Source organism: Mycetocola saprophilus (assembly GCF_000718085.1).
Taxonomy (GTDB): domain Bacteria; phylum Actinomycetota; class Actinomycetes; order Actinomycetales; family Microbacteriaceae; genus Mycetocola; species Mycetocola saprophilus.
The window spans coordinates 1-13,440 of the sequence record NZ_JOEC01000004.1 but is presented as its reverse complement, the minus strand read 5'-3'; the positions used below and the strand labels follow the sequence as shown (position 1 = coordinate 13,440).

The window sequence follows — 13,440 nt, the reverse complement described above, 5'->3', positions numbered from 1 at the left end:
TCGTCCGCCGGTCAAAACCGATCGTCCAGCCCGAGCGAGGCGGGATCTAGGCGTTTTCTCCGCAGCCACCCTCGGCCCACACCTCACGCCACTTCTGAGCAAGCGTATCGATGGTCTCGTGGGCGTTAAGTCCGCTGGGCTGCGGCACCACCCAGAGTGGGATGTCTGCGGGCCAGCCGGGGATCAGCGCGGTGTCCTGGCGCCCCATCGCCGCCCGAGGCAACCCAAACGCGGTGCGAAACGAGGTGATACCGGCGATCGCTACGGCCCGCGGTGCCAGCTCGGGCAACCGCCGCACCAGGCGCTCTCCGCCGGCTTGCAGTTCCTCCCGGGTGAGCTCGTCGGCACGCACACTCGCTCGCCCGACCAGGTTGGTGATCCCGATCCCGCGATCGTGCAGGTGGTGTTCATCGGCGGCACTGAGCCCCCGCGCGGTGTCAATCCGGTAGCCGGTGAGTCCCGCCCGCTCAAGCGCCGGCCAAAACCGGTTCCCCGGATGCGCAAACGGCGCGTTCACCGCGGCGGTCCACAGTCCCGGGTTGACCCCGACAATCAGCAGACGCAGGTCCGCATCCTCGGCGATGACGTCGTCGATCACATTCGGGTTGTCGGTGGCAAATCGCGGGAGATCCTCCCGAGTGGGTTTTTCCCCACGCAGCGGGGAGGGACGGCGAGTGCTCATCTGCCCAGGCTATCCCCTCGCCGCCATCCTCCGGAAGCCTTCCCTCCGGCACACTAAATAGTTTGTGGTTCACAAATGATTTGCGATACGTTAACGATATGGAATGGTTGAATAACGGTCGCACACTCCCCCTTGTCAGCTATTTGGCGCGAGCAGGCTGGCGAGCCTTGGATGCATCGGCGCAACCCGGAGACATCACGCACAGGCAGCTCCTTGCGCTCACGCTCCTGAAGGAGCGCGGGGACCTGGCGCAGCAGGACATCACGCGCGTATTCGGCTTGGATGCCAGCAACGTCGTGGGGCTCCTTAACGAAATGGAAGAGCGCGGCCTCATCCTCCGACGCCGCGACGATGCGGACCGACGTCGTCACATCGTTGCGCTCACAGACGAGGGTGCCCTCGTGCTCGATAAAACCTTCACCCGGCTGGCCAGCATCGAAGACGAGCTGTTGCACTCCCTGTCCCCGCAGGAGCGGGAAACCCTTCACCTTCTCCTCCTCCGGGTCATCACCTCCCAATAACTCACGCCCTCCCGCCCGCACGATTCCCCGACCCGACCCCGTGAAAGTAGAGTGCATCATGCCCCAAGAGCCCGAGACTTCCGCCGGCTACGATCCGTTCGGCCCGCTCGGCCTCACCTATGACGATGTGATGCTCATGCCTGGCCATACGGATGCGCTTCCCAGCGAGGTCGACACTCGATCCCGACTGACCAAACGAGTGTCACTCAGCATCCCTCTCATTTCAGCCGCGATGGATACCGTGACGGAAGCCACAATGGCCATCGAAATGGCCAGGCTCGGGGGACTGGGAATTCTGCATCGAAATCTATCGATCTCCGATCAGGCGGCCATGGTCGCTCGGGTCAAACGGGAAGACACCACACCCGCGGAACGGAGCGAGGATATCCGAGGCACCCGGGACGAGACCGGACGCCTTCGTGTCGGGGCTGCCATCGGATTTTTCGGAGACGGCTGGGCGCGGGCAGGTGAGCTACTTGAGGCAGGAGTGGATGTCATCGTCGTCGATACCGCCAACGGACAAAGCCAGGGCGTTCTCGACATCATTCGAAAGATCAAAAAGGATCCCGCGTTTAAAGGTGTCGATGTGATTGGTGGACAAGCCGCGACTCGCGACGGAGCGCGAGCGCTCGTTGAAGCGGGGGTTGATGCCATCAAGGTCGGCGTTGGCCCCGGGTCCATCTGCACGACGCGTGTCGTTGCCGGTGTCGGGGTACCGCAGATCACCGCCGTGTACGAGGCGTCACTGGTCGCGCGTCAGGCCGGCGTTCCGGTCATCGCCGATGGCGGTTTACAGTATTCGGGTGATATCGCGAAGGCGCTCGTTGCGGGTGCCAACACGGTAATGCTCGGTTCGCTCCTCGCTGGAACGGACGAGAGCCCGGGCGAGCACGTGCTGGCGGACGGCAGGGTATACAAAACCTACCGCGGCATGGGATCCCTCGGCGCTCTGCAGACCCGAGGTGCGCGCACCTCGTACTCCAAGGACCGCTACTTCCAAGCTGATGTTGGAGCCGACGATAAGCTCATCCCCGAGGGCATCGAGGGACGAATCCCGCACAGCGGGGCGCTTCGTGATGTCTTGCACCAGCTCGTCGGCGGACTTCGCCAGTCAATGTTTTATGTCGGCGCGCGCAATGTCGGCGAGCTCCAATCTCGTGCCAGATTTATCCGAATCACAGCGGCCGGGCTCAAGGAGTCGCATCCCCACCATCTCGAAGGCATCACAGCAGCGCCCAATTATCACGCGTAGCGGGTAGGCGGCCTCGGCTCTTCGCCCGACACCTCACGTGAAATCAGGAGTCATGATTTCGAGAGCGCTGCCTCGAGTAGAGAAAACTGGCCAGCAAAAGCAGACCATATCCGACCGACACCCCGAGAAACACAGGAAGCATTGCAGCGGGCACCTCCGCCCACACGCGACTCCCCAGAGCCGATTGGATGAGAAAACCAATCAGGGTTCCAAGGATGGTGATGCTCCACAAAAACCCCAGGAAAAAGCCGATTTTTCGAGGATCTTTCCAGTCAACAGGCTTCGTAAACATCGTTTTCAAGTCAGTCTTGATGTTTCCTCCGGCTCCCGCACACACAACGATGTGATGCCCTTTTCTGAGGCTACCGGAATGATCCGCCCGGGGGTAACCGAACTGGTGTTAAACGAAAGAGCCTCATCTTTCGATGAGGCTCTTTTCATATGGTGCGCCCGGAGGGATTCGAACCCCCAACCTTCTGATCCGTAGTCAGATGCTCTATCCGTTGAGCTACGGGCGCATTTTTCAGTTGTGGCCTCGGGCTTGTTTCTCACCCTCGGGCCGTTAGATAGCTTAGCGCAGCTTTTTAGCTCGCGCCAATCGAGGCTTTTCTTCGACGTGTCGCGCGTGATTCCGCGGATTTTTAGACCGTGGCCGGATGCGGCTTTCGCGGCCTCAACCGCCACTCCCAGGCGACCACGGAACCTGCCGCAACCAGCGCAGCCGGAAGCCCCACCAGCGGGACCACCACGATCAGCACCGAGCGCAGTCCGAAGTCCTGTCCCACCACCTGCAGACTCGTCACCAGCTCCAACACCAGGACCATCACGGCAACCCCAAGGACCGCCCCCAGGGCAGAGAGGAGCGCCCGGGCTCGCAGGGTGTGACGTAGGCCACGATCCCCCAGCCACAGGGCGAGCGCCGATCCCATCACCGCGGGCACCGTAAACAGCAGTCCACCCAGACCAAACCCGGCAAAGGTGGGCCAGAGCTGGGCGGGACTCGCGACCCCCACGGTCACCAAACCGTAGAGGCCGCCCAGCACAAACCCCTCGGGCAGCGCGATCAGGGCCAGCGGCCAGTACCGCCTCCACACCGTCTCGCGCCCCGGGATCATGCGAGGATCCGCAGCTTTCGATACCCGGCATCGGTGGCCAGCACGGCGACCGCCGCCACGGCCCCCGCCGCGAGCGAAACCGGAATCGCCCACAGCACCACAAAAGCCAGCGGATTCGCATACCCTGGATTAGCAACAATCTGTGTGACCAGGCCAGTCAGGAGTAACGTCGTAAAGACAACTCCCGCGGCACCGGCGGCTCCGAGCAACACCCGGGATCCGATCCGACGCCCAAGCTCTCGGTCCCCGAGGTGCACCCCCAGAAATAATCCGAACGCGGCCAGCGCCGCTATAAAGGCAGAAAACCACCCGAGCGACAACACAAACTCACCCCAGGCGACCAGGTCTCCCCCGGTGAGCATCATTCCCCACACCACACCGATCACAAACCCGGCCGGCACAGCCAGGATCATCGACCAGCGATAGCGACGCAACACCATACCCATGACAATAGCGGTTCGACCGCCCGCAACCGCGGATTGTCATAACAGGTCATGTTTAGTCATACTGATCGAATCCAACCGTTCGTGTTACACACCCTCTTGGCAGCCACTGCCAGCCCTGTTAGGTTCGGGGCACAGACCATCAACCCTGGAGCGAACGATGACCCCCAACAGCATCCTCCCCAGCCCCGCTACGCCGGCTCACTGGCGAGCCGTTGCCACCCGTGTGGCCGCGCAGGCACGCGGCGTCGAGCCGAGCGCCGCGCTGGATCTGCTGCGCGAGAGCGGCCTGGCCTCCCTCACCATTCCCCGCGAGCACGGCGGCACCGGCGCACCCCTGCGCCTGGGCACCGAGGTCGTTCAGGTCCTGGCCGAGCACAATGACGTTCTCGCCCGCATCCTGGCCGACCACTACCGCACGCTGACCCTGCTGGTCACCACCGCGGCCTCGGGAGAGCGCTGCCCGTGGCTAACTCGAAGCGCCACCGAGGAGTGGATCTGGGCCCTCGCCGAGCCCGCCCCCGACGCCCCGATCCTGACGGTCACCGGACCGGACACCTTCAGCCTTGAGGGTCGCGCGATGCTCGGCCCGGGGGCTGCGGCGGGCGATGTCATGCTGATCAGCGCGCGCACGGCCTCCGGGTTCCACACCATCATCCTCGAGCACGGCCGCCCCGGCACCCACTACCTGGGCGACTGGGATGCCTGTGCCAGCCGCCTCACCTCGACCGGTCCGGTGCGCTTCTCCGAGGTCACCGTGGATCGCGGTGACCTGATCGGCACCACCCACTCCGATAACACCCTGGATGCGGCCGCCGAGGCCAACCCGCGCATCGACCTGCGCTGCACCCCGGCCACCTCCCCGGTGACCATCCGCCGTCAGGTGCGTGCGACCACCCTGCACGACGTGGCCGACTACCGCAGGGTCGAGCCCGGTCCCGCGGCTCCCGGCACCTCGTTCCTGCTCCCCCTCTCCACCTACATCACGAAGGACTAGCAATGACCAACGAGGTTCGCTTCAGCGCCGAAGATCCCGACATCCACCAGCCCTACCGCGCCGCCGCGGACCGCTACACCCACCTCGGCTACCGACGGGTGGGTAACAGCGGGTTGCTGCTGCCGCCGATCTCCCTGGGCCTCTGGTACAACTTTGGTGACAACCGCCCGTTTGATACTCAGCGGGAGATCCTCACCCACGCGTTTGATCGCGGCATCACCCACTTCGACCTGGCCAATAACTACGGCCCTCCCGGCGGATCGGCCGAGTACAACTTCGGCCGCCTGCTGCACTCGGACTTCAAGCCGTACCGCAGCGAGCTGATCGTCTCGACCAAGGCCGGCTGGCCGCACTGGGCGGGCCCCTACGGCAACTTCGGTGGCCGTAAGTACCTGCTCAACAGCCTCGAGGAGTCGCTCGAGCGCCTGCGCACCGACTACGTGGACATCTTCTACTCGCACCGCGTGGACCCCGATACCCCGGTCGAGGAGACCATCGGTGCCCTTGACACCGCCGTGCGTCAGGGCAAGGCACTGTACGTGGGCATCTCGTCCTACTCGGCCGAGCGGACCGAGCGGGCGATCGCCGCGGCTCGTGAGCTGGGCACCCCGCTGGTCATCCACCAGCCCGCCTACTCACTGGTCAACCGCTGGGTCGAGGACGGCCTGCTGGACACCCTGAAGACCAACGGGCTCGGCTCGATCGCCTTCACCCCGCTGGCCCAGGGTCTGCTGACCGATAAGTACCTGCAGGACCCCAGCGCCGCCCCCTCGGCCGCACGCACCTCGTTCCTGGACGGTTTCCTCAGCGAGGACAACATCGCCCGTCTGCGCGCCCTCAACGAGATCGCTCAGCGTCGCGGCCAGAGCCTGGCCCAGCTGGCGATCGCCTGGGTGCTGCGCGACGGTGGGGCCACCAGCGCGCTGATCGGGGTTTCCTCGATCAAGCAGCTGGACGAGAACCTCGGTGCCCTCGACAACCTGGAATTCACCGCACAGGAACTCGCCGAGATCGACGAGGCCGTGGGCACCGGAGACACCGGCGTGAACCTCTGGGCGAGCTCCTCGAACCTCTAGGCGGCTCCCCGCGGCGCTCCGACGCACCCGGAAACGCCGCAGACCTCGTTCTCGGCTCCTCGCCGCCAATAGAACAGCCAACAACATAACAAAGGTCGCACCCAACCGGGTGCGACCTTTGTTATGTCAGGCGTCTATTTGGGGCAGTGCAGCTGGGTACGCTCGCCGCTACGGTCCACGATATGCTGCGACATCGGATGCCCACACAGAGGGCAGGCAGCCTCGGCCGTATCCGGCAGCGGCTCCTCGTTGTACGGGCCCAGGGGCGGCGGCCCAATGTAGGGACGCAGCTTTCCATTGAGCCAGTTGGTAAAGCCACCCGCGGCCCGAATCGGCCCGGGCTCACCTTTAGTTCGTGCCATAACTATTAGCGTACACCTGTTTTGTTACACTGGGAACATGTCAGAGAACACCACCACCCCAGACGACCTCCTCGCGCTCGAGAACCAGGTCTGCTTCGCCCTGGCGGTGGCCTCTCGAAACGTGCTGGCTCTCTATCGCCCGATCCTCGAACCACTGGGCCTCACCCATCCCCAATATCTGGTGATGCTCGCCCTCTGGGAATCCAGCCCACGCTCGGTGAAGGAGCTCGGAGTGGCTCTTGCCCTCGAGCCACCGACACTCTCCCCGCTGCTCAAGCGTCTGGAGAACGCCGGCCTAATCACGCGCACCCGCAGCACTCGGGACGAGCGAGTGCTCGATATCGAGCTCACCGAAACCGGGCGCGACCTGCGCGCGCAGGCCACCAAGATTCCCCCGCGCATCATCGAGGCGCTGGGGATGAGCCTGCCCGAACTCACCAACCTGCGCGAGACCCTGCACGATGTGATCCGGGCGGCCGAGATCGCCCAAACCGCTTAAGGATCACACAAGTTCGGTGCACCGAATCCCTGATCAGAGCCATTTACGCTACACTGGCTTCAACGAAGGGGAGTAGTTCCCACCGGCGATTATCACAATCGCAAAGCGGTCTGTCGACATACTGGCGCAAGCCCGGCAGCCCACCCCGCACGCGGGGCGAGCGAGACCTTCGGCTACTTATTGACCGTAGCCGAAGCCGCCATTCGAGCGCTTCGGCCCAAAGCCAGGAGCCGTATCGTGACCATCACCCCCACCCCCACCGAGATCCGTCGCTGGCGCAGATATCTCGCCGATGAGCGCGCCGAACGCGCCGTCTACCAGGACCTCGCCGACGCCCGTAGCGGCGAGGAGCGCGAGATCCTCACCTCCCTCGCCGAGGCCGAGCGTCGCCACGAACAGCACTGGCTCAACCTCCTGGGCGAGCACGCCGGCAAGCCCCGGCCGGTGGCGATGCGCACCCGCTTCCGCTGCTTCCTCGCCCGCCACTTCGGCCCGGTCTTTGTGCTGGCCCTCATGCAGCGCACCGAGGCTCGCTCCCCCTACGGAGCCGATGTTCACGCCACCGACGCGATGGCCGCCGACGAGCGCATCCACGAGGAGGTTGTCCGAGGCCTGGCGGCCCGCAGCCGGATCCAGCTCTCCGGCTCCTTCCGGGCGGCCGTCTTTGGTGCAAACGACGGCCTGGTGTCCAACCTGGCCCTGGTGCTGGGTATGGCCGCGACCGGCGTGGAGACCTCGGTGGTGCTCGCCGCCGGTGTGGCCGGGCTGCTCGCCGGCGCACTCTCGATGGGTGCGGGTGAGTACGTGTCCGTGCGTTCACAGCGCGAGCTTCTGGATGCCTCGACCCCGAACCCCGAGGCCCAGAGCGCGGTTCCCCACCTCGACATCAACGCCAACGAGTTGGCCCTGGTGTACCGGGCCCGTGGGATGGAAACCGATGAGTCGATCGATCACGCACACGAGATCCTCGCGGGCCTTCCCTGCACCCACGACGGCGCACCGGAGGCACCGGTGGCCGAGGAGACCGAGGCCGACCACGAGTCGCTGGGAACCGCCTGGGGTGCGGCCACCTCAAGCTTCCTCTTCTTCGCCTCGGGCGCGATCATCCCGGTGCTGCCCTACCTGTTTGGCCTGGGCGGATTCGCCGCGGTCCTGGTTGCCGCGGTCCTGGTGGGCGCGGCCCTGCTGGGCACCGGCGCGATCGTCGGCGTGCTGAGCGGGGCGTCGCCGCTCAAGCGGGCCCTGCGCCAGCTGGCCATCGGATTCGGTGCCGCGGGCGTGACCTATCTGCTCGGATTGCTCTTCGGATCCGGCCCTGCATAGCGGTTGGACTCATAACACATGTCTGTAGTTTTGTCCTAAAAACTCAGCATTCTTCTATCTTCCATGGGCAACATTCACAGCTAGCGTGGTTACTTTTGTGCGGCGGCGCGAACCCCTCGCGCGGTACGTCGGCACCGCACCGATCCCGGTGTATCTCCTCGGCCCACCGAGGGTGCCTCGTGCTCCGCCCGATCCGGTCGGCGTTTAGACGAACGGAGACCCCGTTGCCTCTCCACAACTCCCCGCACCACACCATCACTGTCAGCCCCGAAGCGGCTCGTCACCTCGCGGTGACCGCAAGCCACCTGCCGGGACAGGCGGATGAGCCCCGCACGGTCCTACGCCGTGTGGGGCTCATTCAGTTAGACGCCCTCACCCGCGTGGATCGCGCCCATCGCCTCACCTGCCTGGCCCGGCTTCCGCGGGCGGCCCGAGCCGGCGATATCGACGCGCGGCTCTGGTCCCGCGGGGAGGCCATATCGTTTGAGACCTACACCCATGCCGCCGCCCTCATCCCGATCGAGGACTGGCCCCTGTTCCGGCTCAACCGGCTCGCCGCGGCCCAGCGACGAGACGCCCCCGGCGGGACCGAACTCGCCGCGGTCACCTCGATGGTCCGCTCGAGCGATCACGGACTCACCCTCGCCCGGATCGAGGAGACGGCCCCACGCGCGGGCGGGGACTGGGACTGGTCCGAGAGCAAACGCATCACCGAACACCTGCTGTGGCGCGGCGAGGTGGTCAGCACCGATCGTCGGCTGAACCGCCGAATCTACGACGTCCCCGAGCGCCGCATCCCCGCGGGCCTACGCGACAGCGTTCCCACCCGCGCCGAGGTCCTGGTGGGGCTCGCCAACCGCGCGATCCGTTCGCTGGGCATCGCCACCGCCGCGGATGTGGCCCGGCACTACAACCTGGTACCCGCCGATGCGGGCTTCGGCCTGGAACACGGGGACGCGCTGCCCGCCCGGGTGGAGGGGTGGGGAACCCCCGCCTGGCTGAGTCCCGACTCCGAAACCGCCGCGATCGCCGCGTCCCCCGAACCGATCCCCGAGGATCCCCGCTTCATCGGGCCCTTCGATCCACTGATTCGGGATCGCGACCGCAGCCGTCGCATCTTCAATTTTGACTACACGTTTGAGGCCTATAAGCCGGCAACGAAGCGGACCTATGGACACTACGTCCTCGGCGTCCTGGTGGGTGCCCGCTTTGTGGGGCGCGCGGATGTGCGGCGGGACGGCCGCGTCCTGGCCGTGATCGGGATGTTCCCCGAACCCGGCGGAAATCTCGCCCAGTTTCGGGATGCCGTGGGCACCGCCGCCGAAACCCTGGCCGAACAGATGGGGCTCACCCTGGAGATCAGGAACTCGACCACCGTACTCTCCACAGATTGTGGATAACTCTGTTGAAACCTGTGGAAACCGGTGTGCAAAACGCCGCAGGGGGTGTGGACAGGATGTGGAGAGAAATCGCTTTCCCCGCCACCACGGCCGAACCCGAGGCAGAGGCAGCCCCCGAAACAGAGGCAGGGACCGAAGCAGAGGCAGAGGCCGAAACGACAACAGCCCCGGCATTCGCTCGCACTGAGCGGATGTCGGGGCTGTTGATTGTGGCGGAGACGGCGGGATTTGAACCCGCGCGAGCGGCCAGCCCGGGCGTGTCTGGCGCGGAATTACGCGGGTGTAGATGTTCACATGTGGCCCTAAGTGGCCACGAATAACCGTCTAGCGTTGACGGCGTCAACGTGAAATTGCCCCGTGTTGGTGTCATGCAAAAGTCCGACGCGTGCGCTAATATTCGAACAAACGTTCGAATAACTTGGAGAGAATTGACACATTCGCACACCTGCCCTTGCCGAGGACTACTGCCCGCAATGCGGCGAGAGCCAACCCTCGGGGACGTATTTGGTGTCGCCGTCGCCCTCGGGGTGGCTCCCGCCTCTCTTACTTCATGCGCGCTATCGCTCGGGCCATCAGGTCGGCCGGGTCGATCTTAAGCGCGGCGCAGATTTGCGCGAACACACCGAACGGCATTTCGCGCTCTCCGGTTAGGTAGCGGCGAATCGTGAAGTAGTTCATACCCAGCTTCTCGGCGAAGCTCTTGACTGAATAGTCGGCCGCCGAGATCTCGGCCTTCAACTGCTTTACGACCGCATCTTCGTATGCGCGGCCTTCTTCGTAGTTTCCCATGTACGCAATAGTAGCACCCTTTTGGTCAACTTAGTTGACCAAATAGGCCACTTTTCAAGCTTGCAATTGCCCAAATGGTCAATTACAGTAGCCATATGACCAATCAGAACAGCGCAGCAGACGCCACTCTCGGCGTCAAGGCTGCTATCTCAAACAACGGACGTAGCGTCGCCTGGGTGGCAGAGAACACCGGCATCGCATACAAGACTCTCATCCGCCGCCTCGCGGATCCCGCACAGTTCACGATCCGTGAACTCGGGCAGATCGCAGCAATCCTGCAGGTGCCCCTCCCCTCCCTGATCATTGGCTCCGCTGAGGCATCCGCGGCGGCGTAATGGATCACCAGATGTTCACGCTGCCGCAGGTTGCCGAGGCGTTGCAGCTCCCGTATGACGTAGTCCGCAAGGCGGTCTACTCCGGGAGGTGGCCTCACGTGGAGTATTCCCCGCGTAACCGGCGCATGTCCCAAGGGGACATCGACCGAGTTTCCGAAATGCTCCGGCACGAGCCGAAAAAGGCTCCCACTACTGCTACTAAGCGCTCCCGTTCCGCGCGTATCAACTCGCTGCTGAACAGCGCCTAGTGCTCCCCCGCCGCCTCTGTGCGCGGCCCACGCCCGACCTGCGTAAAAGGTCGATTTCAAAGCCACCCCAATAGAGGGGTAATTGTCGCGCCCAAAACCGGGCGTAGATACCGAACTTCGGCTGGATCCCAGCCAACAACTGAACACAGCGAAGCACCGAGGATATTTCCGGTCATCGTTTGGGGCGCGAGAAGGAATGCGCAGATGACCAGTGACTAATACGGCGAGAGGGAGCAGCGGACCAACCGCGTCGGCCCCGCCAAGGAACGTAGGTGCGTCGCGAAGCCCACCGGCTAGCAGCCCGGTGGCAGGCAGTAGTGAACGGGGGCGACCCCACGCCTGTCTTTAATGCCGTCCCCTGGGGTGCCGTTTGGTGCCGGGGTCTTGTCGGGATCGACCCCCGAGGCGGCACGGCGCAAACGCGCACACATAACAGAGGAGAAACACATGGCACCGGAACCCCCGCGCCGCCCGGTCATTCGTGACATTCGTGTCCGCTGCAAGTCAAAGCATACGGAGGCCCCAGGGCGCACCCACGAGTGTAGGGACTCGCTCGTGCATGACGACGTGCACCTGTGCATTTGTGGCACCAGCTGGCCCCAGAAGCATGGATGATCCCTCCGGGGAATCTCGACCAAATGAAGAACGCCCCGGTGCAACGGGGCGTCCAACTACACGAAAGGACGTGCACCTATGAATAAGCACACTGTATCAAACGAGTCCGTGCACTCGCAGCCTGAGAACCGAAACAAGTTCCTCGAGCCCGGCGTTACCTGGTCAGCCCTTGCTGGCATACCACCAAAAGGGAACGCCCGGAGTAACGAGGAGCTCCAAGACACTTCCGTCAGGGTGGAGGCCTTTAATCCAAACGGGCTCCCTCTCCCTGATTCCTTCGTCGATGGTGGTACTAATCTGGCTCTTCGTGTCGTCGGACAAGCCGCTTCCGATCCGTTGTCCGTTGTAGTACATATCCCAGCTCATGTTTCTCCTTCTGATGGGTCCACGGGCAGTGTGGACGCCCCCACTGTAGGAGGAGACGAGTGAGCGCGGTAGCCCCGTTCGGGGCGCAGGTCGCCGCCTCGGTCCTTGAAACGGTGAACGGTGAACCGCGGGTTTCATCGCTGATGATCTCGGAGCGAACGGGTACCCAGCACAAGAACGTTCTCGAGTTGATTCGCACGAACACCCCTGCACTTGAGCAGTTTGGCGATCTCGCGTTTCAAACGCGAGATCGGCCCGGGGTGCCCGGGCCCGCTCTGCAGGTCGCCCTGCTGAACGAGCCGCAGTCCACACTGCTCATGACCTTCATGCGCAACAGCGATGCGGTGGTCGGTTTCAAGCTGGAACTGGTCAAGCAGTTCTACGCGATGAAGCAGGCGCTCACCTCGCCCGCGCTCCCGGCGACGTATGCGGGTGCGCTGCGGGAGCTCGCGGCGACCGTGGAGCAGACCGCGGCGCTCGAGGCGAAGATCCAGATCGATTCCCCGAAGGTTTCGTATGTGGATCAGTTCGTCGCGGACGAGGATCTTCTGTTGCTGCGGACCGTGGCGAAGACTATCGGTATCCCGGAGGGTGAGCTGCGTGAGGCGTTGATCGCGCGCGGCTGGATCTACGAGGAGACCTCGACTCGCTGGTCGGAGAAGCAGCAGGACCTCGTGAAGATGGTGCGCTATTCGGCGTACTCGCAGAAGCGGGCGTATTTCCGGCCGGTGTTGAGACATGATGCGCCCAGGTTCAAGGGTGAGGTGATGCACACGCTCAAGGTCACCCCGCAGGGTGCGGAGGCGATCGCACGCAATTTCAAGAAGGAGGACGCGGAATGAGCGCCGAGGATCTGTTGACGACCGAGGAAATGGCCGTGGTGATGGGTTGGGCGCGCGCGACCGTGTACTCGCGGACGCGGGCGGGCCGGGCGTTGCCGCCGCGGGTGTCCGCTACGGGGACGCCACGGTATCGCCGTGTTGATGTGGAGGCGTTCAAGGTGGCGCTTGCCGAGGAAGCTGCGGCGGCGAAGGCTGCCCAATTGGCGAAGACGCGCAAGCGTCCGGCCCCGGCCCCGCGCGCCCCGCGGGCGGCTCGTCCGCCTCGGCCTACTCCGCCGCCGAAGCCGTTGACGTTTGAGCAGAAGCTGGCGAAGCAGCGGGCCGGGCGCGGCCTGGATATGGACCTGCGTATCGGGTACATGCCGGCAGCCCCGCCCGGGGCGGGTGAGGTGGCGGCGGTGCGTGGCCTGATCGCGCGCCGTGCGACCGGCCCGGGTGAGGCTTCCCTGCTGGCAGCCATGATCTTGGGAGACGCGGCATGACCGGGGATCGTCCGGATCCGAAGCCGTCCGGTGCTGTCCCGCATCCGTCGGAGGATCTGGTGCCGCACGAAATGTCGGTGTGGTGGACCGTGG

15 protein-coding genes and 1 tRNA gene are annotated in these 13,440 nt (G+C 64.4%); 10 read left to right on the top strand and 6 right to left on the bottom strand.

Annotated features, from left to right (window positions below; all coding sequences use genetic code 11):
* Nucleotides 1-46: 46 nt before the first annotated feature.
* Nucleotides 47-682 (bottom strand): mismatch-specific DNA-glycosylase, encoded by a 636-nt coding sequence (locus IE92_RS0113880; RefSeq protein ID WP_030149107.1) that lies wholly within the window; start codon nt 680-682, stop codon nt 47-49.
* A gap of 98 nt (nt 683-780) precedes the next feature.
* On the opposite strand from IE92_RS0113880, the gene IE92_RS0113875 reads away from it, so the two are divergent.
* The gene (locus IE92_RS0113875) at nt 781-1,203 is read left to right on the top strand and encodes a MarR family winged helix-turn-helix transcriptional regulator (RefSeq protein WP_030149106.1); all 423 of its coding nucleotides are present in this window, start codon (nt 781-783) and stop codon (nt 1,201-1,203) included.
* Nucleotides 1,204-1,261: 58 nt separating this feature from the next.
* Nucleotides 1,262-2,455 (top strand): IMP dehydrogenase, encoded by a 1,194-nt coding sequence (gene guaB, locus IE92_RS0113870; protein ID WP_030149105.1) that lies wholly within the window; start codon nt 1,262-1,264, stop codon nt 2,453-2,455.
* A 442-nt stretch (nt 2,456-2,897) separates the two neighbouring features.
* On the opposite strand, the gene IE92_RS0113860 is transcribed toward guaB, so the two are convergent.
* The 3 genes from IE92_RS0113860 to IE92_RS0113850 all read right to left on the bottom strand — a co-directional run bounded on the left by IE92_RS0113860 (nt 2,898) and on the right by IE92_RS0113850 (nt 4,016).
* Nucleotides 2,898-2,973, bottom strand: a tRNA-Arg gene (locus tag IE92_RS0113860).
* A gap of 123 nt (nt 2,974-3,096) precedes the next feature.
* Nucleotides 3,097-3,570 (bottom strand): hypothetical protein, encoded by a 474-nt coding sequence (locus IE92_RS0113855; RefSeq protein WP_030149103.1) that lies wholly within the window; start codon nt 3,568-3,570, stop codon nt 3,097-3,099.
* Nucleotides 3,567-4,016 carry a hypothetical protein gene (locus IE92_RS0113850; RefSeq protein WP_030149102.1) on the bottom strand — a complete coding sequence of 150 codons (450 nt, stop codon included), beginning with the start codon at nt 4,014-4,016 and terminating at the stop codon, nt 3,567-3,569. Before IE92_RS0113850 ends, IE92_RS0113855 begins: the two co-directional genes overlap by 4 nt.
* Before the next feature lie 157 nt (nt 4,017-4,173).
* On the opposite strand from IE92_RS0113850, the gene IE92_RS0113845 reads away from it, so the two are divergent.
* Together IE92_RS0113845 and IE92_RS0113840 are read left to right on the top strand one after the other, a co-directional pair.
* A complete protein-coding gene (locus IE92_RS0113845) occupies nt 4,174-5,010 on the top strand; it encodes an acyl-CoA dehydrogenase family protein (RefSeq protein WP_030149101.1) in 837 nt (278 codons plus the stop codon).
* A gap of 2 nt (nt 5,011-5,012) precedes the next feature.
* On the top strand, nt 5,013-6,086 hold the full coding sequence (locus IE92_RS0113840; protein WP_030149100.1) for an aldo/keto reductase: 1,074 nt from the start codon (nt 5,013-5,015) through the stop codon (nt 6,084-6,086).
* Between the two features lie 134 nt (nt 6,087-6,220).
* Here IE92_RS0113840 and IE92_RS17945 read toward each other — a convergent pair whose 3' ends face one another.
* Entirely contained in the window at nt 6,221-6,448 is a 228-nt protein-coding gene (locus IE92_RS17945) for a hypothetical protein (RefSeq protein ID WP_081864149.1), read from the bottom strand.
* 37 nt (nt 6,449-6,485) lie between these two features.
* On the opposite strand from IE92_RS17945, the gene IE92_RS0113835 reads away from it, so the two are divergent.
* From IE92_RS0113835 to IE92_RS0113825, 3 genes are all read left to right on the top strand, one after another.
* On the top strand, nt 6,486-6,947 hold the full coding sequence (locus IE92_RS0113835) for a MarR family winged helix-turn-helix transcriptional regulator (protein ID WP_030149099.1): 462 nt from the start codon (nt 6,486-6,488) through the stop codon (nt 6,945-6,947).
* A gap of 234 nt (nt 6,948-7,181) precedes the next feature.
* Nucleotides 7,182-8,270 carry a VIT1/CCC1 transporter family protein gene (locus IE92_RS0113830; RefSeq protein WP_030149098.1) on the top strand — a complete coding sequence of 363 codons (1,089 nt, stop codon included), beginning with the start codon at nt 7,182-7,184 and terminating at the stop codon, nt 8,268-8,270.
* Nucleotides 8,271-8,494: 224 nt separating this feature from the next.
* Complete coding sequence (locus IE92_RS0113825; RefSeq protein WP_162178510.1) at nt 8,495-9,670, top strand: DNA glycosylase AlkZ-like family protein; 1,176 nt, start codon at nt 8,495-8,497, stop codon at nt 9,668-9,670.
* A 543-nt stretch (nt 9,671-10,213) separates the two neighbouring features.
* Here the strand turns inward: IE92_RS0113825 and IE92_RS16840 are convergent.
* Nucleotides 10,214-10,459, bottom strand: coding sequence for a helix-turn-helix domain-containing protein (locus tag IE92_RS16840; RefSeq protein ID WP_043322246.1), 246 nt, complete (start codon nt 10,457-10,459; stop codon nt 10,214-10,216).
* 95 nt (nt 10,460-10,554) lie between these two features.
* Here IE92_RS16840 and IE92_RS0113815 point away from each other — a divergent pair, with 95 nt between their 5' ends.
* The 3 genes from IE92_RS0113815 to IE92_RS0113795 all read left to right on the top strand — a co-directional run bounded on the left by IE92_RS0113815 (nt 10,555) and on the right by IE92_RS0113795 (nt 13,347).
* Entirely contained in the window at nt 10,555-10,794 is a 240-nt protein-coding gene (locus IE92_RS0113815) for a hypothetical protein (RefSeq protein WP_030149096.1), read from the top strand.
* A 1,288-nt stretch (nt 10,795-12,082) separates the two neighbouring features.
* Nucleotides 12,083-12,865 (top strand): Rha family transcriptional regulator, encoded by a 783-nt coding sequence (locus tag IE92_RS0113800; protein ID WP_051701978.1) that lies wholly within the window; start codon nt 12,083-12,085, stop codon nt 12,863-12,865.
* A 14-nt stretch (nt 12,866-12,879) separates the two neighbouring features.
* Complete coding sequence (locus tag IE92_RS0113795; protein ID WP_156027575.1) at nt 12,880-13,347, top strand: hypothetical protein; 468 nt, start codon at nt 12,880-12,882, stop codon at nt 13,345-13,347.
* Nucleotides 13,348-13,440 lie beyond the last annotated feature (93 nt).